Origin of the sequence: Vibrio hepatarius (assembly GCF_018860525.1) — a bacterium.
GTDB lineage: Bacteria > Pseudomonadota > Gammaproteobacteria > Enterobacterales > Vibrionaceae > Vibrio > Vibrio hepatarius_B.
Genome location: NZ_JAHKPM010000064.1, coordinates 63,417 through 81,402 on the forward strand (window position 1 = coordinate 63,417; position 17,986 = coordinate 81,402).

Sequence of the window (17,986 nt, forward strand, 5' to 3'; positions counted from 1 at the left end):
CGTTGATTACAGGAGCAAGAAAAACACAGCAGAAGATGACCATTCTTACTTGTTATCAATGAATTATCTTTATTCTCCAGCAACCTTCATAGTTTCCAGCAATATAGAGCCCGTTTGAATTTGAGAACGAGTCTCTACATCACTACCAACCGCAACAATTTGATTAAACATTTCTTTTAAGTTACCAGCGATAGTCACTTCAGAAACTGGGTACTGAATTTGTCCATTTTCAACCCAAAAACCAGCAGCCCCACGAGAGTAATCACCTGTTACTATATTAACGCCTTGCCCCATCACTTCAGTAACCAAAAAACCTGTACCTAATTCTTTAAGCATTTGCTCAAAATTTTGGCCTGTCGATTTCACAAACCAGTTATGGATGCCTCCAGCATGACCTGTCGGTGTCATATCAAGCTTACGAGCTGCATAACTTGTCACAAGGTAAGAAGCTAATACACCATCAACGATAATCTCACGATCTTGGGTAATAACACCTTCACTATCAAACGGACTTGATGCTAGTCCACGCAAGACATGCGGTTTTTCAGAGATATTAAACCATTTGGGTAATACCTGTTGGTTTAATTGATCGAGTAAGAAAGACGATTTACGATACAAATTGCCGCCACTTATAGCCATAACCAGATGCCCAAGAAGCCCAGTGGCAGCATCAGCGGCAAACATTATTGGATAGTGACCCGTTTTAAGTTTTTGAGCGTCAAGACGACTCACCGTTTTTTCTGCTGCCTTCAAGCCAACAGACTCTGGCGTCCAAAGGTCCTCTTTACGACGCGCAACAGTGTAGCTATAGTCACGCTCCATCACCCCATTTTGCCCTTCGCCAATAACGCAGCAACTAGTGCTATGACGGCTTGAAGCATAACTGGCCAGTAGCCCATGACTGTTTCCATAGACTTTTAAACCATAATGACTGTCATAGCTAGCACCATCACTCTGCTTGATTCTATCGCTATACGACAGCGCTTGTTGCTCAGCAGCAATCGCAATTTTCGCCGCCTCGTCAGGATCTGGGGTATCAGGGTGAAACAAATCAAGATTGGGTACATCTTTGACCATCAGCTCTTTTGGTGCTGGACCTGCACATGGATCTTCTGAAGTATAAATAGCAATATCAAGTGCAGCTAAAACCGTCTGATGAATCGCTTTTTCGCTCAAATCGGACGTAGATGCACTACCTTTACGCTGGCCACGATACACTGTGATACCAAGCGCGCCATCACTATTGAACTCAACATTCTCTACCTCACACATCCGTGTAGAAACACTCAGTCCAGTGCTCTTGGTTATCGCCACTTCAGCACCATCGGATTTTTCCGCAGCCATCTCAAGTGCTTTCGCTACCGCGGCTTCGAGCTCAACACTTTGCTGAGCAATTTGCTGTCTTACGTCCATATTTTCTTCAAACTTAAGGTATATTGTCCCTAGGATAACAAGAATTTCGCTTTCTCCCCATGATTCTTGTTAAAATAGAGAAATAGACAGTTAAATTAAGGCAGGACAATGGCACGTAAGAACCAAAAAGCGCCATGGGAAGAAGACGAAGAAATCATTTGGGTCAGTAAATCTGAACTGAAACGTGACATGGAAGAACTGCAGAAGTTAGGTGAAGAACTTATTAACCTAAAACCTTCTGTACTAGAGAAGTTCCCACTCAGTGAAGAACTCGCTGAAGCAATTAAAGATGCCCAGCGGTTTAAAAACGAAGCGCGTCGACGTCAACTTCAATACATTGGCAAACTGATGCGTTTTGAAGATCCGGAACCTTTGCAAGCAGCTCTAGATAAAGTACGTAACAAACACTCTCAAGCAACGGCTGCTTTGCACAAACTAGAGCAACTTCGTGACCGAATCATCGCAGAAGGCGACGATGCGATTACTGATGTCATTGAGCTCTACCCACAAGCAGATCGCCAACATTTTCGCCAACTAGCTCGTCAAGCAGTCAAAGAAAAGAAAGCGGGTAAACCGGCTAAAGCTTATCGAGAAATATTTCAGGCCTTAAAGTCTCTCTCTGATGAAGAGTTTTAAAACTGGCGTATATTAAATGCGCGCTCCAAATATGTGTGTGGTTTCTATAACGTCACACACGTATTTATAAAAGTCACACTGAGGAAAACATAAAGTTGTTTCATCCAATAGAACAGTAGTGACATTCAAATTTTCAAATACCATACCATCAACCCAACAAATTTTTAAGCTTGCCCTGCTTTAACAAATGCACTAAGTGCTGGGTCTTGATGATGCTGCGTTAAATCATCAATTACACCTTCAACCCATACCTTACCCTTATCAATAAAGGCAAAATGTGAACCGATAGCTCTTGCATCACTAATATGATGCGTCACCATCACAAGTGTAATATTACGTTCAATCGCAAGCTTTTGTACCAAATCGAGCATTTCCTCACGCAACACAGGATCAAGTGCAGAAAAAGGTTCATCAAGTAACCATATTAAATGTGATTGGACAAAACACCTCGCTAAAGCAACACGTTGGCGTTGACCACCTGATAATTGTTCGGGTAAGCGGTCCAAGTAATCAAAAATGCCTACTTGCTGGGCTACTTGCTCAATTTTATAACGTTGTTTTAAATTAAGTTTTAAACCGGGGTGCAAACCCAGCCCTATGTTTTCTCTCACACTAAGATGAGCAAACAAATTATGCTCCTGAAACAAAATAGCAAAGGGCCTCTTATAGGGCTCAAGCCCGACAACATCCCTCTCATTGGCCAATATATTGCCACTTGTGGGATCGATAAATCCAGCAGCAAGTGCCAGCAAGGTAGATTTCCCCGCCCCACTAGGGCCCATAATAGCAACACGGCTACCTTGTTCTATATGTAAATCAAACTGGAATGTATCCTGACGATAATCGTAACAAACGGCATTAAACGTTAGCATGGTTCACCTTTGAATTGGCTTTAAATAGGACTTCAATCAGAGCAAAACAACCTAAACTGAACATCAGCAAAGTTACTGATACCACTGCCGCAGCTTCAATTTGATAGCTCCCCAAAAGCTGGAACAAATAAAGCGGTAGAGTCCGAAAATCTTGGCTACCAAATAAAGCAATTGCGCTAAGGTCACCAATCGCAAACATGAAGCTTATCGCAAAGGCATGCGCCATGGGTTTACGTAGCGCACGCCATTCAATCAATCGAAAACGCTGCCAACCTCTTATACCTAAACTGGCACATAAATATTGGTATTGTTGCTCAATATGCAACATGGGCTGTGAAAGAGTTTTAATCACATAAGGTAGCCCCATGAGAGCATTAACAATAACAACAATAATTAAGCTCAAACTGAAAACATCGGTAAAGCTTCGAAGTAATAAAAAGAGCCCCGTGGCAATAACTAAGCTCGGTGTGACAAGAATAATCGTACCAATGAGCTCTATTTGGTCTGCCTTGTGATCTTGGGCGTTAAGCCTTAAGCGGCGACTCGTTAGCAAGATTGCAATACCGCAAAAAAGGGCGAGTCCACTCGCCATTATTGCAACCTTGCACGACGTCCACAAAGCTATCCAGAACATTGGGTCGCCGAGTACATTTACAGCTTGGTAATTTAATCCACTCCCCACCACCATCAGTAATGGAGGAATGACCAGTAAGAGACTAAATACTATCCAACAACCATCCCAAAATCGCGACCCTACTGACCTTGAATAAGAGCGAAAATAGGTCACTTGTGTTCCTGTTGTCACTGGTATGGTGTTAGCAAAACGATGAACAGCCAAAGCAATCAGGCTACACAACAGCATTTGCCATAGTGCTAATATAGCTCCTGCCTGCAAATCAAAGTCAAATTTTATTGCTTGATAGATAGCCAATTCAATAGTCGTGGATTTGGGCCCCCCACCAAGAGCCATCACAGTGGCAAAACTGGTAAAGCACAACATAAAAACTAATCCAGACACATGAGGTAACTGCTGGCGGAGCCTAGGCCACTCTACCCATTTAAATTTATTCCAGTGAGTAATACCAAGGTGGGCACACAGTTTATGTTGTTCGCTAGGAATAGACTCTAACGCCAGTAGTAGTAACCGACTGGCATATGGGAGGTTAAAAAAGACATGGGCAAGTAAAATACCGTTCAGGCCATAAATAGAAAATGGCAACTTAAAACCAAACCGCTCCAGCAGGGTCGATATTAGGCCACTGTTACCATAGATAGACAGCAACCCAAACACCCCAACTAATACAGGTAAAACTAGTGTTGACGAAAATAGCTTGAGCACCCATTGTTTGCCTGGAAATTCATTCCTAGATAATGCATGAGCAACCGGAATTGCTAATCCCACGCTTAAAAAAGTCGATAATGATGCCTGATAAAAACTGAACTTGGTAACATGCAAATAATAGGGGTCTGACCACACCTGTGACAGGTCCAATGATGGCGCAGAAAAGATTAATGCACCAATTGCAGAAACAACAAAGGCCGCAATAAGCATCGCGACCCACAATCCAAATTTAGGAATTTTACGCAAAGCGTCTCCTTAGAAAGTTAACGCGCTTTGCCACTCACGAATCCATACTTTGCGATTTTGAGCAACATCCTCTTCATTAAAACTCAATGCTGTTGTAGGTACTGTTAGTGTTTCAAAACCCTTTGGTAGAGCCACATCCATCACTGGATACATCCAGTTTCCGGCTGGCATAAGTAACTGAAATTCATCACTAAGAATAAATGTCATGAACTCATCTGCCAGTTTGGTGTTATTAGAGGTTTTAACTTTAGCGGCAACTTCTACTTGAGTATAATGACCTTCACTAAAATCTGCTGCTGCATACTTATCATCATTTTCCACAATTAAGTGATAGGCAGGAGACGTGGTATACGACAGTACCATGTCTGCTTCACCGTCGAGAAACATTGAATAAGCCTCAGACCAGCCTTTGGTGACAGTAACCGTTTTTTGAGCTAGTTTTTTCCATGCTGGAGTGACCGCATCGCCATAAACAGATTTCATCCACAGCATCAAACCTTGACCAGGAGTTGATGTTCGAGGATCTTGATAAATGACTTTCAAATCATCCTGCGATTCAACGAGCTCTTTAAGACTTTGGGGAGGTTTTAAAAGTTTGTTTTTGTTATAAACAAACGCAAAGTAGCCAAAATCATAGGGTAAAAATACTTTATCATTCCATTTGTTAGGCAAATTGACATTTTTCGTGTCAACCTCATGCTCTGTCAACAACCCTGTTTTCTTGGCCTCAGGCATCAAGTTTTGATCAAGCCCAAGAACAATATCTGCTTTGGTATTCGTGCCTTCTAAACGTAAGCGATTAAGAATAGACACCCCATCATCTAAAGCGACAAACTTGAGATCACAATTGCACTTCGCTTCAAATGCTCGTTCCACTTTTGGGCCAGGGCCCCACTCAGCAGCAAAAGAATCATAAGTGTAAACGGTTAACGTGTTATCTGCCGAGACCGCAGAAAAAGAGGTAAATAGCGCTAAAGTAATAGAGCTATGAAGGTTTTTCACTGCTCGCTCTCCTTAATTGAGCGGCACAGGCTTGAGAAAACATTAATTAGCAAATGTTTATACTCAATTCCTACGCCAGTATTATCTGGTTCAGGTATACGAGTTCTAGGTATTACCTAATCTCAGCCTCATCATTATTAATGATGAATAGCTCCCCGTTGAGTGTTGGCCGAATTGTAATTCCAATCTTGTCAATTATCTAGGATCATATCCCCAGCGCGGCACAATTTTTTGCTCAATCCCCAAATGATCAAGGATCCTAGCAACCATAAAATTAATCAGATCGTCTATAGAAGTCGGTTGATGATAAAACCCTGGAGCAGCTGGCATGATAGTCACTCCCATTTGGGAAAGCTTTAACATGTTTTCAAGGTGTAACGTCGAGAAAGGGGTTTCTCGCACAACCAATAATAGTTGGCCGCGTTCTTTTATTACCACATCAGCTGCTCGTTCAATTAGGTTATCAGAAATACCATGGGCAATTGCCGCAAGGCTACCGGAAGAACAAGGGCATACTACCATCTGTTTTGGTGCAGCTGAGCCTGAAGCTACAGGGGAAAACCAGTCATCTTTTCCATACACATGTAACTGCTCAGGGTCACAGCCGAGAAGCTCCACCAGCGTCTGTTGAGCAGCTTGAGGACTACCAGATAACTTCATACCATGCTCAGTCGCAAGCACTACTCTCGCCGCGGAAGAGATCAGCAAATGCACCTGATAGTCTGCTGCAAGCAAACATTCTAGTAACCTCAATCCATAGGGCGCTCCCGAAGCTCCAGTAAAAGCTAATGTGATCGCTTTATTATTTTTTTTACTCATACTACTACATTCAGTTATTCGGTAAGTTTCGCTAACAGCTTTTCTTGTATACCTTCAAATCCGCCATTACTCATTACCAAGATTTGATCGCCAGGCATAATATGCTCTACCACCATCTCTGCTAAAGCATCAACACTATTCGAAGTATAAGCTGGCTGCTTGCACTGCTGGGCGATATCAGTAACAGACCAATCAATATTATCTGGTTGATAGAGAAAAACAGCATCTGCTTGGTGAAGTGATGCTGCTAACATATCTTTATGCACACCTCTTTTCATCGTAGCACTACGTGGCTCAAGTACAGCAAAGATACGCTGACTCCCAACCTTGTTACGTAATCCATCGAGAGTGAGTTCAATTGCTGTAGGATGATGAGCAAAATCATCATAAACACTGATTTGATTAACTTCACCTTTCAATTCTAATCTGCGCCGAGTATTAATGAATTTTGCCAGTGCCTGACAAGCCAATTCAGGAACGACACCAACATGTCGAGCAGCAGCAATCGCCATAAGAGCATTATCAACATTATGATCACCCACCAGATCCCAATTAACGATTCCCGATTCCGTACCTTTGAAGAACACTTTAAATTGCGAGCCATCAGCAACCAACTTTTCAGCTCGCCAATCACCCTGAAGCCCTGTGAGCTCTGTTTCGCTCCAGCAGCCCCGCTCAAGTACATCATTAATATCTGTATTTTTAGGCACAAGAATACGCCCATCACTAGGAACCGTTCTAACTAAATGATGAAATTGGCGCTTAATCGCTTCAAGATCGTCGAAGATGTCAGCATGATCGAACTCAAGGTTATTGATAACTAAAGTTCGAGGGTGATAGTGGACAAACTTAGACCTCTTATCAAAAAAAGCACTATCGTACTCATCTGCCTCAACGACAAAAAACATACTTTCGCCCAATCGAGCAGAAACGCCAAAATTACCCAGCACACCTCCAACTAAAAAACCTGGTTGATAACCACAGTCTTCAAGGATCCATGCCAGCATACTCGAAGTGGTTGTCTTGCCATGAGTTCCAGATACGGCAAGTACCCAACGATCATGAAGGAGAAATTCCTGTAACCACTGAGGTCCAGATGTATAACGCATATTGGTATTAAGCACATGCTCTACACAAGGATTACCGCGGCTCATTGCATTACCAATCACAACAAGATCAGGTTTGGGGTCGAGCTGAGAAGGAGAGAACCCCTCAATGATGTCAATACCTTGAGATTCCAGTAGGGTGCTCATCGGAGGGTAAATATTGGCATCACTACCAGTGACTTTATGACCTAACTGACGAGCCAAAACAGCTGCTCCACCCATAAATGTGCCACAAATCCCCAAGATATGGATATGCATATACAACCTTCTCCGCAGGTTAAAATTGACTAGATATTATGGTGATTATACGCATAAATGCGAGCGTCTTTAGTTAGGTTTTGGTTGAAAGGCACAAATAGGCGCAACTAACGCATCGTTGGTACAAAATACAAGGGTCAATCTTGCTCTGGTTATTGGGTATAAATACAAAAATTTCAAACTCTAGTTAAAATTTTTACTACGTAACAAATAAAACGAGATCTTCGTCAGTTAGTTCATTACCAATAATAAGAAATAGCTTTTAGAATAGGGCTTGGCTAAATAGTGTTCCGTCAGAGAACACCAATGCCAAAACCCTACTATTGAAGCGACTTAAAGGAAAAAACATGTCTGGAATGCGCACCCTTGGTGAGTTCATTGTTGAGAAACAAGCAGACTTCCCTCACGCTAGCGGTGATTTATCATCCCTACTTTCATCTATCCGGCTCGCAGCTAAGATTGTTAACCGAGAAATCAATGCCGCAGGGCTTGGTGATATAACCGGGGCCGTTGGGAGTGAAAACATCCAAGGTGAAGACCAGCAGAAACTCGATGTTTACGCCAATGACAAGTTCAAAGCGGCACTAGAAGCCCGAGACCAAGTGTGTGGTGTGGCAAGTGAAGAAGAAGATGAAGCAGTAGCTTTCAGTAAGGAACTTAACAAAAATGCTAAGTATGTAGTACTAATGGACCCACTCGACGGCTCTTCAAACATTGATGTAAATGTATCAGTGGGTACTATTTTTTCTATCTATCGCCGTGTTTCACCCATTGGTACTCCTCCGACCCAAGAAGATTTTCTTCAACCTGGAAACAAGCAGGTGGCAGCAGGTTACGTCATTTATGGTTCATCAACCATGCTGGTTTACACAACGGGCAAAGGCGTAAATGGCTTTACTTACGATCCATCACTGGGAACCTTTTGTCTCTCCCACGAAAATATGATGATCCCTGACGATGGTACTATCTACTCGATCAACGAAGGTAACTACATTCGTTTCCCTATGGGTGTCAAAAAGTACATTAAGTACTGTCAGGAAAGTGCCCCAAATGAACATCGTCCTTATACCTCTCGTTATATTGGTTCTTTGGTGGCAGATTTCCATCGCAACCTTCTCAAGGGCGGTATCTACCTCTATCCAAGTACTCAAAGTCACCCGAATGGAAAATTGCGTTTACTCTACGAATGCAATCCAATGGCTTATATCATTGAACAAGCGGGAGGCGTCGCATCCGATGGAAAAACCCGCATTATGGACTTAAAGCCAACAGAACTACATCAACGCGTGCCGTTCTTCGTCGGCTCAAAAAACATGGTCAAGAAAGTAGAAGATTTTCTACAACACTACCAAGACGAATAAAGTAAAAGGTGTCATTAGGCACCTTTTTAATATTTTTTCTAATCAAATATCGACTTATTCAGTTTACAAAAAACCGAGTTTAGCAGTAAGGTATTGCGATCTTATATAGCCTAAGTACTTACGAAGGCTGACGTTAAATTTTCAAGCGACACTTCGCAGAAAAAGAAACGGTCCCTAAAAGAAGTCAATACAAACAAAGGAACTTTGCTAATGAGTTTAAACAATGTACCTGCGGGTAAATCTCTTCCTGATGATATCTATGTCGTGATTGAAATCCCAGCCAATGCAGATCCAATTAAATATGAAGTGGACAAGGAATCAGGCGCCGTATTTGTTGACCGCTTTATGTCTGCACCTATGTTCTATCCGTGCAACTATGGTTATGTTAATCACACTTTATCACTTGATGGCGATCCTGTTGATGTGCTTGTTCCAACACCACATCCTCTCATGCCAGGATCAGTAATTCGCTGCCGTCCAGTGGGAGTATTAAAAATGACCGATGAATCAGGTGAAGATGCAAAAGTGATTGCCGTGCCGCATACTAAGCTTTCTAAAGAGTATGATCATATTCAAGACATCGAAGATCTACCTGAATTGCTTAAAGCGCAAATTACTCATTTCTTTGAGCACTACAAGCAACTTGAATCTGGTAAATGGGTAAAAATAGATGGCTGGGAGAATGCTGAGTCTGCAAGAAAAGAAATCCTAGAATCTTACCAACGCGCACAAAAATAACCTAAAGAAGAGCTTGTTAGGGGCTCTTCTTTAGACACCTATACCCTTTGACTCCAATCGCCTGATGAAATTAGCGTGTCGAGTTTACCGCTATTTTGGTAAAGGTAAATCCACGCTTTCCCAAAGGGTGTTTCAATCTGCTCTCGTCGGTATTCAACCGGTACATCTTCTAACTGATCAAGCTGACTAAGCGTCTGGCCATTGATAAGGTAGACTTCACCTAGAATAGAGTCATGCCCTTCAACCACCGCTGGATATGTGCCAAGATCGTGCAAAGCATAATGAGGTAAGGTTTCACATTGCCCCAAGCATTGATTTCCCGCGAGATAGTTATGGTTTCTTTCACCTTGCTTCAGCGTCCCATACACGAAAACTAAATGCTGCATCCTACAACCTCACTTTCTAGTTAATTAAACTCGAATTGATAGAGCAGATCAACAGCACTATCCAGTCCAGAGATAGCCTCTACATAAAGATCTTGCATTAGGCGATAACGGACGGTGAACTCTCCAACAGAATCGAAAATACCTACACCGTATTTAACTTGTAGACCCGGAAAAACGTAACCACTAACGGTAACTTGTGAGTCATCTCCAGAACCAGCTGTATCAAGTTGTAAATCTTGAACACCAAATGCCTCACCTATCTCTCCCACCACTCGGCCACTTTTAGCCAAGCTTAGGCCAATTAAGGTAGAGGTCACTGTATTACCGCCCGACTCTCCATCAATATCCTGACCTCGTAATAAATATGACAGTGCATTTGCTTGGGGTAAACTGGGCTCAGAGAAAATGGTTACTGTCGGCTCATCAACTGGCCCAATAACCTTAATCCCAGCGGTATACCCATTCTGGGTATTGTCAGGGTTGCGAATTGCGGTAATTTGTACAAAAGGCTGGTCAACGGGTCCGTTCATCAAAATTTTTCCTTGTTGAATTATCAAATCTTGACCAAAAGACCGATAAGAACCATCAATAATATTAACTTCTCCAGTAACAAATGGTCCTTTATCTCTCTGTGCTACATTTAAATTTCCCGATAAATCCCCTTCTAAACCAAAAGCCGATAGCTTAAAGTCCTCACCAATACTTATGTTGACGTTAGTCTCAACACTAAAAGGCATTTTAGTATCAAAATCCTTGGGTTCTAATTGGTTATTTAGGATCACCTGATCTTTCGAAACCCCGATAGCGCTAGGTGGCAACTCTTCAACCACAACTCTTCCCCAAGGCAGTGAAATAGTCCCGTCAATACGTGCTAGCTTAGGGGAAGCTAATATCGTCATATCAGGTATGACCTTCACTTTAACCATAGGTGGAAGATTCACCATAAGTTCATCAGCAAATACTCGCATTTTGGCCTGCCAATTTTTGAGATCTCGCCAATCCGCATCACCAGAGGCTTGTAACTGGCCATCCGGTGTATTGATCGCAGCCGATAAACTTGCACCATAACCAGAGAAATCAATCTCAACCTTACCTGAATCAACCTCAATTGGGGTAATCTCACCTTTGATGGATATATCATCAAGTAAGAATTGCCCCTGAACTTCAGGTTGCATTATTGGACCGTTAAAAGATAGTTTTGTGTTTAATGTCGACTTAAACTGACTATAATCCCCTAAAAAAGGCTCAAGAAAGTCCAACCTGAGATCCTGAAGTTGAATGTTACCATCTAATAATTTGTTGTCGTCGATGACATTAACAATCTTAGCATTACCAGAAAAGTCGCCATTATCTTTTAAATCAATTAACCAATCTGCTGATAACGTATTATCTTTCAATCCCGCCTTAACTGAAACCTGCTCCCAACCTAATTGAATTGGATGAGAATTATGATCTTTTACCATGCCTTGAGCCATTTCGAGATCAAGTACTACTTGCGGTGGTGTATCAGGAGCCCAATTCGCCATAGCAGAGAGATTAAGTTCACCTTCAAGCTCGGTTTTTGAAGGAAGAAAAACATTCAATTGCTCAAAATCTAAGTTTATTATTGAAACTTGAGCTTCACCACTTTCACCTGCATTCATGTCTTTATCTAAACAGATTGAAGTACCAGACTGGCCCCAACAATGGGCGGCAATAAAAGCCTGCTGAGACTGAGCAGAAAAACCAACATGGGTAGATTGTTCTAAAGTCCACATCCCTTGTTTAGATGTGATAAACATATCCTCTAATACTCCTTTCCAAACCAATTCGGGAGTACGCTCTAATACACCTTGTAAATTAAGTTTGGTCGAAGCTACATTAGACTTGATATCGAGGTTAAGTGTATGTTTTTTCTCGTTACCCTTTGCATTTAAAAAAGCATGATCGATAAGATAATTCTGATATTTAACGCCCAAAGCAGATAACCTTATATCACCTGAGAGTTTAGATAGTGGAGAAAGCTCTCCCTTTATTTCAACATTTTGAGCATTAATGTCTTCTCCCCATCCCACATCACTCGCATTAAGATTAAGATCAATCACAGGCGCTTCTACACTGCCTTTAAGTGCAATGTTACCTTGTAGATCTCCATGTAGATCGGGTACTGATAATGACATGTCATGGAATGATACATTTATTTGTACATCGCTCTTCTGGTCAATAATGCCCTTTGCCTTCACGAAGTTTGGCCCATGAGCTAATACAAGTCCGGGCGTTATTAGCTTTAACTCACCAGAGCCTGCTTTATCCGACACTGACAGCTGGCCATCAAGGTTCAGAGGATAACCACGGACAACGCCATCTATATCTAACTTCGGTAGTGTAACCTGCCATCCTCCTTGATCGGTCAGTGAACCTGTTGTCATCAAATGACCACTCACTTTCCCTTCAGTTTTTTGCCATTGCAATCCAGGCTGTATATCGAGCAATAAGAGATCAGCTGACCAATTAATTGCAGCCTGCCAGTTCGCCATAACCTTGCCAGAAACTTCCCCACCCAAGGTCTTCACTGACAGTGTTTGTAACTCAATTTGGTTTAAATCGCCGTTACCAAGAATATTGAGCTGCGTATCTGGCACTGCCTTACCTGAGATAGCTGAAGTAAGATCGATATTATACCCATCTAGAGATCCCTTAGCATTTAGCCTATCGACAGAAACAAAGTAATCCCCTTGCCCCAGCAAAGGCCATTGAGCCTCTGCTTTAGTTACCGATACATCAAACAACATATCTATTGTTAATGGCTGCAAAAAGGCTTCGATATTCCCTTTTACTAATCCGCCTAACTCTGCGTTGAGTGTCAGATCTGCGATACTACCCGATGCTGTGAGCTTAAGGGTTTGACCTTTAGCCACAGGCTGTTTGATGGTAGTTTCTAGATCCAAAATAATAGGATAGCCGCCAACTAAAGTTACCGCGCCAGTCAATATTCCTTCAAGTTCTGGTGTATCAAGTTGCATCATTGGTATAGTGATTTCTGAACCTATAGCTTGCGCTTCTAAGCCTAAATGGTTCACAACAACTGGAGTATCTTGGACCAAAACGAAGTCATTAACATCCAGTCGGGATAATTCAATTTGCAGTGGTAACACAATCTCTGGCAATTCGATATTGTGCTGGCTACTTGTGGAAGTGTTGGTTGGAGATCCTGCGCTACTTTCTTCTTCTTCTAAAGTAAGCTTAGTGCTGGTTAACGACGTTTTATCTATGCTTAAGCGTTCCCCCACAAAGGTTAATCCACTGGTTAAGACCCCGATTTGAGCCTTATAACCAAGAATATTGAGATCAACATCAGAAAGGGATAAACGTTTAACAATAAACGGTATAGGTGAACTAAAACTACTGTCATTTCCTGTTGCAGGCTCAGCGGAACTATGGGGATCTGACAATAATTCAGGCATGGAGAACTTGAGCCCATTGAAGTCAAGTTCGTTGACACAAATACTTGCCTCCATAAAACACGAGACATCGACACCAAGAGTGATGGAATTGGCTACTGCATCTACATTCCATGATTCGTCTTGAAATGAGACCTTGTTGAGAGTAAAACGTGGAAAAAGAGCGCCAGAATAAGACTCAACGCTCAGTTGTGGTAACGACTTTTCTGCCGCCCAAATAACAAGTTTTAACCCCGAGGGTGTAAACAAAATCACAGACAAACCAATGGCGACAAAGAGCATCAAGCCCACTAGAGCAATTGAAAACCATTTTGACCACCTTACAACAAGCTTGGTCATAACTCTGGACCCAATGTGAAATGAATTTTAAATTCATCATCTGGTGTAGCATCTAGTCCCCACGCAAAATCTAAACGTATTGGACCAATGGGGGATTCCCAACGAATTCCAACCCCCGTACCGCGCTTAAAGTCTGGCTCATCGTTAAAAGCATCGCCGTAATCATAAAAGAGAGCACCCCACCAATTGCCATATACGCGGTATTGATACTCAAGTGAAGAGGTCGCGATATACTTGGCCCCCGTCAGTGCACCACTGCTATCTGTGGGAGAAATAGATTGATAATCATAACCACGTAAATTGTTATCACCACCAGCAAAAAACCTCAGAGACGGGGACAGCATATCAAAATCTTCTGTTAGGTTCGCTCCGCCATCTAAGCGAAAAATACCCCTATGATTTCGCCCTGCACTACGAATCCAAGTCATCCCACCCTGAATACGAATAACCTTAGTTTCAGATAATACTCGGTCATCACCAACTTCAAGCATTAGAGTTTGTCTATCTCCCCAACTTGGCATAGCGCCGCCACGTATTCTACTTCGGCTAAAACTCACACCAGGTAATAGAAATTGTCCAGAGTCATCCTGCAAACCCTGCTCGTAATTTTCCAACAAATAACGGATAAAAATGGTTCGATGCCAGCCATTTTCGAGTAGCCAATGGCGCTCTAGAGCCAAATTAGACTCTAAACTTTGAGTATCTCGATTGTCGAGATTCCTCATGCCATACTTGAGTTGGTAAGATTCATTGAGAGCATCTTCAAGTGGGATTTTATAACCCGCTGTCACTGTTTGTTCAGGGCCTGAAAGCGAGAAACTACTATTGAAACTATGCCCACTACTGTTGACCCAAGGTTTTTTCCATTTGAGCGACCCTTTAACTCCGACATCCGTCGAATATCCTAGGCCAGTTTCCAACTGATTTTTTGCTTGAGGAGCTAACGCTACTCTCATTGGTAATTCTCTTCCTTCTCCTAATTGAGAAAGATCAGGCTCAACGAAAACAGAAGAAAACCAATCAGTATTCGATAAATTTTGATTGTATTCACCCACTGCGGAAGCTAAATATGGATCACCTGTTTGATAAGGTGATAATGATTCGACACGCATCAAATCTATTTGACTGTCAATAATCGTATTTTCACCAAAGACATAGCGAATACCGCTATCATAATGAAGTCGAATAAAAGCTTGATTTACATCTGGAGCAACCTCAAGTCGACTTAAGGTATAATCACCATCAAAATAGCCTTTCTGGAGAGCAAGATTACGTATGCGCGATTTTAAGCCATCATACAGGTTGTGATTAAGTACCTGCCCTTGTTCAAGCCCGCTTTTTTCAATCAACTTTTGAAAAGCCTGATCATCATGCGCCTCACCCTTTAACTGTAAATCGACCAATGCTATCAATACTGGCTCTCCAGGCTTAATAATAATGACTAGCTGCTTATCTTCTTCTACTTCAAAGGAGAAGTCAGGGTGATAATAGCCAAGAGCATTGAGCGCTTCCGTTAACCGTTTCTCTATTCGAGCTTGAAACCGTAAGCCCGTGCTGTATTCTTCAGTGGGGATCGCCTGAAGATATGTCTCAACATTCTGTTCCAATTCTCCTGATATTCCGCGAATCGATAACTCCACCTCTTGGGCTAAAGCAGAAAAACTGCTAAAAAGTAGCATCATTCGAAAAATTGGTTTTATCATGGTCTATTAATGGCCTAAACGTATTAACGGAATAATAACGCCACTCAAAAAAGATGTCTGTATGAAAACAGTCAATTAAACGGTCTACTCCCAAGAATATTGCTAATAAGGAGATCCATCATGCTCAACAAACAAACTCAAGTGACTGCTCAGCAAGCACTTCCCGGTCGTGATCAGCCACTTAAAGTTGAAGATATACATTTTGTTAATCAATCAAGTATCACAGCCGCTCCGATAAAAGACTGCCAAGAAATTTTATTTGCTATGGGATGTTTCTGGGGAGCAGAACGATTATTCTGGCAACGAGAGGGGGTAATCAGCACATCGGTTGGATACTCTGGTGGCTTTACACCAAACCCAACATACGAAGAAGTATGCTCAGGTCGAACAGGCCATACTGAAGTCGTTAGAGTCGTCTTTGACCCAAACATAATCTCTCTTAGACAATTACTGAAAATTTTTTGGGAACAACACAACCCAACTCAAGGCATGCGTCAAGGTAACGATATGGGAACTCAGTACCGCTCAGCTATCTATGTATACAGCGATCAGCAACTCAGTCATGTCATCAAATCCAAAAATGAATATCAAGAATTACTCGGAAACGATGGTGCAAATATCACCACTGAAATCTCAAAGGCAGGTGAATACTATTACGCTGAAACCTATCATCAACAGTATTTAGCTAAGAATCCCAATGGATATTGTGGCCTCAATGGTACCGGAGTTTGCTTCCCATCAAGCGTCTAAAGTAAAAGCCAATTTTACAACTTGCTCTAGCTCTTAGCGAACTGTTCAAACGGCCTACTTTGAATACACAATATCCAATTTAAAATACGTGATAGAACCACAACAACTTAGTTCACACTTATGCAACAAAGTTTTCATTACTGGTTAGTAACTTCCCCACTAAAAATTTTTCAGTATATAATTTATCCGCTTATAAGAAGGAAGAATTAAATGAAAATAAAGACACTGCTTGCCTTGGCACTAGTATGCACTTTCTCAGCTTCAGCACATAATCTAACCATAGATGAGTCATTGCCTATTGTTGATGTGGCTAACTACGGTGAAATCATGATCAAAGATGATGATATAACCTATCAAAAATGGTCATCACAAGATATGTTGGGAAAAGTGAGAGTCATACAAGCTATCGCTGGGCGCAGTAGTTCAAAAGCACTCAATCAACCATTAATGGCTGCAATTACGGAATCTAAGTTTGCCCAGGATAATTATCAGACCACATCTATCATCAATCAAGATGACGCCATTTGGGGAACCGGCTCTTTTGTAAAGTCTTCGGCAGAAGATAGCAAAAACGATTTCCCATGGTCCTCAATGGTACTAGACGAGGATGGTAAGGTAGCTAAAGCTTGGGATTTGAAGGAAGAGTCGTCAGCGATTATCGTGCAGAACAAGCAAGGAAAAATTCTTTTTGTTAAAGAAGGAGCGCTCGTTCAAGGTGAGATTGAGCAAGTTTTGGCTTTAATTAAAGAAAACCTTTAGCGCGCTTTAGGGCATAGCACTTTTGTTTGTTTTGTTATAACATAACAAGTCATTTCATGTCGAATTAAGTGCTATGACTCTAACTCATCATTCAAGAATAAGATACTCAAGCACACTCGTCTCTATTGCCATCATGCTCATGCTATGGATGAGTTTGGCTTACATTACCCACCAGTATCAATTCGACGTATCTCAACACAGTGACCATCAATGTCAACTTTTCTCATGTTTACAGCATGGTTTTAGCCATAGCCAAACTGTCCTAGTTGATAACCCCATAAATGACATTTTTGGTTTTAGCTCAAGCTACCATTTGTACAGACGAACTGTGCTTGGCTATCTGGCTCGCTCACCACCCGTAGACCTAATTAAATGAAGCATAAATCGCTATAAAAACATCACAACATGTTTAAATGACCATTGATTAGGATTCACAATGTATTCAATAACAAAAATCGCAGCAATTATTGGCCTTACTTTAAGTACATCCGCGTTGGCTAATGAAGAATTTCGCCAACATGAAGCCCATCAACATGGCCACGTTGAGCTAAATATCGCCCAAGACGGTAATGAGTTACTCATGGAAATTAATGCTCCTGGGGCGGATGTATTAGGCTTTGAACACGCCCCTAAAGATGTGCAGCAGCAACAGGCTCTTGAACAAACGATTAAACGCTTAGAAAACGCCATGTCTCTATTTACACTCACATCGGATGCAGGATGTGAGGTCAAGCACCAATCAGTGGTAAACAACCTAAGCGACAATGATCACAATGGTCATGATGGTCACGATGGTCATGATGGTCACGATGGTCA

16 protein-coding genes and 1 riboswitch are annotated in these 17,986 nt (G+C 41.8%); of the genes, 7 read left to right on the forward strand and 9 right to left on the reverse strand.

The window, feature by feature from the left end; all coding sequences use genetic code 11:
* Positions 1-69 precede the first annotated feature (69 nt).
* Positions 70-1,413, reverse strand: a complete 1,344-nt coding sequence (pmbA, locus tag KO511_RS19090; protein ID WP_215988974.1) for a metalloprotease PmbA — start codon at positions 1,411-1,413, stop codon at positions 70-72.
* Positions 1,414-1,521: 108 nt separating this feature from the next.
* Between pmbA and yjgA the strand changes: the two genes are divergently transcribed.
* Positions 1,522-2,049, forward strand: a complete 528-nt coding sequence (gene yjgA / locus KO511_RS19095) for a ribosome biogenesis factor YjgA (RefSeq protein ID WP_215988975.1) — start codon at positions 1,522-1,524, stop codon at positions 2,047-2,049.
* Positions 2,050-2,213: 164 nt separating this feature from the next.
* Here the strand turns inward: yjgA and thiQ are convergent, their stop codons facing one another.
* The 5 genes from thiQ to mpl all read right to left on the reverse strand — a co-directional run bounded on the left by thiQ (position 2,214) and on the right by mpl (position 7,694).
* On the reverse strand, positions 2,214-2,921 hold the full coding sequence (gene thiQ, locus KO511_RS19100; RefSeq protein ID WP_215988976.1) for a thiamine ABC transporter ATP-binding protein: 708 nt from the start codon (positions 2,919-2,921) through the stop codon (positions 2,214-2,216).
* Positions 2,908-4,509 (reverse strand): thiamine/thiamine pyrophosphate ABC transporter permease ThiP, encoded by a 1,602-nt coding sequence (gene thiP / locus KO511_RS19105; RefSeq protein WP_215988977.1) that lies wholly within the window; start codon positions 4,507-4,509, stop codon positions 2,908-2,910. Before thiP ends, thiQ begins: the two co-directional genes overlap by 14 nt.
* Positions 4,510-4,518: 9 nt before the next feature.
* Complete coding sequence (gene thiB / locus KO511_RS19110) at positions 4,519-5,511, reverse strand: thiamine ABC transporter substrate binding subunit (protein ID WP_215988978.1); 993 nt, start codon at positions 5,509-5,511, stop codon at positions 4,519-4,521.
* A gap of 50 nt (positions 5,512-5,561) precedes the next feature.
* Positions 5,562-5,679, reverse strand: a riboswitch (TPP riboswitch).
* 27 nt (positions 5,680-5,706) lie between these two features.
* A complete protein-coding gene (locus KO511_RS19115) occupies positions 5,707-6,330 on the reverse strand; it encodes a flavin prenyltransferase UbiX (RefSeq protein ID WP_215988979.1) in 624 nt (207 codons plus the stop codon).
* 14 nt (positions 6,331-6,344) lie between these two features.
* Entirely contained in the window at positions 6,345-7,694 is a 1,350-nt protein-coding gene (gene mpl, locus KO511_RS19120) for a UDP-N-acetylmuramate:L-alanyl-gamma-D-glutamyl-meso-diaminopimelate ligase (protein WP_215988980.1), read from the reverse strand.
* 347 nt (positions 7,695-8,041) lie between these two features.
* On the opposite strand from mpl, the gene fbp reads away from it, so the two are divergent.
* Both fbp and ppa read left to right on the forward strand, forming a co-directional pair.
* Complete coding sequence (fbp, locus tag KO511_RS19125; RefSeq protein ID WP_215988981.1) at positions 8,042-9,055, forward strand: class 1 fructose-bisphosphatase; 1,014 nt, start codon at positions 8,042-8,044, stop codon at positions 9,053-9,055.
* Between the two features lie 210 nt (positions 9,056-9,265).
* Positions 9,266-9,793: an inorganic diphosphatase gene (gene ppa / locus KO511_RS19130; protein WP_215988982.1), complete on the forward strand. Its 528-nt coding sequence runs from the start codon at positions 9,266-9,268 to the stop codon at positions 9,791-9,793.
* A gap of 38 nt (positions 9,794-9,831) precedes the next feature.
* Here the strand turns inward: ppa and KO511_RS19135 are convergent, their stop codons facing one another.
* Genes KO511_RS19135 through tamA form a run of 3 tightly spaced genes read right to left on the reverse strand, consistent with a single transcriptional unit; the run spans position 9,832 to position 15,661 of the window.
* A complete protein-coding gene (locus tag KO511_RS19135) occupies positions 9,832-10,179 on the reverse strand; it encodes a gamma-glutamylcyclotransferase family protein (protein ID WP_215988983.1) in 348 nt (115 codons plus the stop codon).
* Between the two features lie 20 nt (positions 10,180-10,199).
* A complete protein-coding gene (gene tamB / locus KO511_RS19140) occupies positions 10,200-13,958 on the reverse strand; it encodes an autotransporter assembly complex protein TamB (protein ID WP_215988984.1) in 3,759 nt (1,252 codons plus the stop codon).
* Positions 13,955-15,661 carry an autotransporter assembly complex protein TamA gene (gene tamA / locus KO511_RS19145; RefSeq protein WP_215988985.1) on the reverse strand — a complete coding sequence of 569 codons (1,707 nt, stop codon included), beginning with the start codon at positions 15,659-15,661 and terminating at the stop codon, positions 13,955-13,957. Before tamA ends, tamB begins: the two co-directional genes overlap by 4 nt.
* A 120-nt stretch (positions 15,662-15,781) precedes the next feature.
* Here tamA and msrA point away from each other — a divergent pair, with 120 nt between their 5' ends.
* The 4 genes from msrA to KO511_RS19165 all read left to right on the forward strand — a co-directional run.
* A complete protein-coding gene (msrA, locus tag KO511_RS19150) occupies positions 15,782-16,411 on the forward strand; it encodes a peptide-methionine (S)-S-oxide reductase MsrA (RefSeq protein ID WP_215988986.1) in 630 nt (209 codons plus the stop codon).
* Between the two features lie 210 nt (positions 16,412-16,621).
* Positions 16,622-17,170 carry a YtfJ family protein gene (locus KO511_RS19155; protein WP_215988987.1) on the forward strand — a complete coding sequence of 183 codons (549 nt, stop codon included), beginning with the start codon at positions 16,622-16,624 and terminating at the stop codon, positions 17,168-17,170.
* A 73-nt stretch (positions 17,171-17,243) separates the two neighbouring features.
* Positions 17,244-17,546, forward strand: a complete 303-nt coding sequence (locus KO511_RS22585; RefSeq protein WP_215988988.1) for a DUF2607 family protein — start codon at positions 17,244-17,246, stop codon at positions 17,544-17,546.
* A gap of 60 nt (positions 17,547-17,606) precedes the next feature.
* On the forward strand, positions 17,607-17,986 hold a 380-nt coding region (locus KO511_RS19165), incomplete at its 3' end, for a ZrgA family zinc uptake protein (RefSeq protein ID WP_215988989.1).

Coding starts and splice junctions, on each gene's coding strand:
- msrA (WP_215988986.1), top strand. CDS start 15,782: ATGCTCAACAAACAAACTCAAGTGACTGCTCAGCAAGCACTTCCCGGT.
- mpl (WP_215988980.1), bottom strand. CDS start 7,694: ATGCATATCCATATCTTGGGGATTTGTGGCACATTTATGGGTGGAGCA.
- KO511_RS19155 (WP_215988987.1), top strand. CDS start 16,622: ATGAAAATAAAGACACTGCTTGCCTTGGCACTAGTATGCACTTTCTCA.
- KO511_RS19135 (WP_215988983.1), bottom strand. CDS start 10,179: ATGCAGCATTTAGTTTTCGTGTATGGGACGCTGAAGCAAGGTGAAAGA.
- yjgA (WP_215988975.1), top strand. CDS start 1,522: ATGGCACGTAAGAACCAAAAAGCGCCATGGGAAGAAGACGAAGAAATC.
- KO511_RS19115 (WP_215988979.1), bottom strand. CDS start 6,330: ATGAGTAAAAAAAATAATAAAGCGATCACATTAGCTTTTACTGGAGCT.
- tamA (WP_215988985.1), bottom strand. CDS start 15,661: ATGATAAAACCAATTTTTCGAATGATGCTACTTTTTAGCAGTTTTTCT.
- KO511_RS22585 (WP_215988988.1), top strand. CDS start 17,244: ATGACTCTAACTCATCATTCAAGAATAAGATACTCAAGCACACTCGTC.
- fbp (WP_215988981.1), top strand. CDS start 8,042: ATGTCTGGAATGCGCACCCTTGGTGAGTTCATTGTTGAGAAACAAGCA.
- tamB (WP_215988984.1), bottom strand. CDS start 13,958: ATGACCAAGCTTGTTGTAAGGTGGTCAAAATGGTTTTCAATTGCTCTA.
- ppa (WP_215988982.1), top strand. CDS start 9,266: ATGAGTTTAAACAATGTACCTGCGGGTAAATCTCTTCCTGATGATATC.
- pmbA (WP_215988974.1), bottom strand. CDS start 1,413: ATGGACGTAAGACAGCAAATTGCTCAGCAAAGTGTTGAGCTCGAAGCC.
- thiQ (WP_215988976.1), bottom strand. CDS start 2,921: ATGCTAACGTTTAATGCCGTTTGTTACGATTATCGTCAGGATACATTC.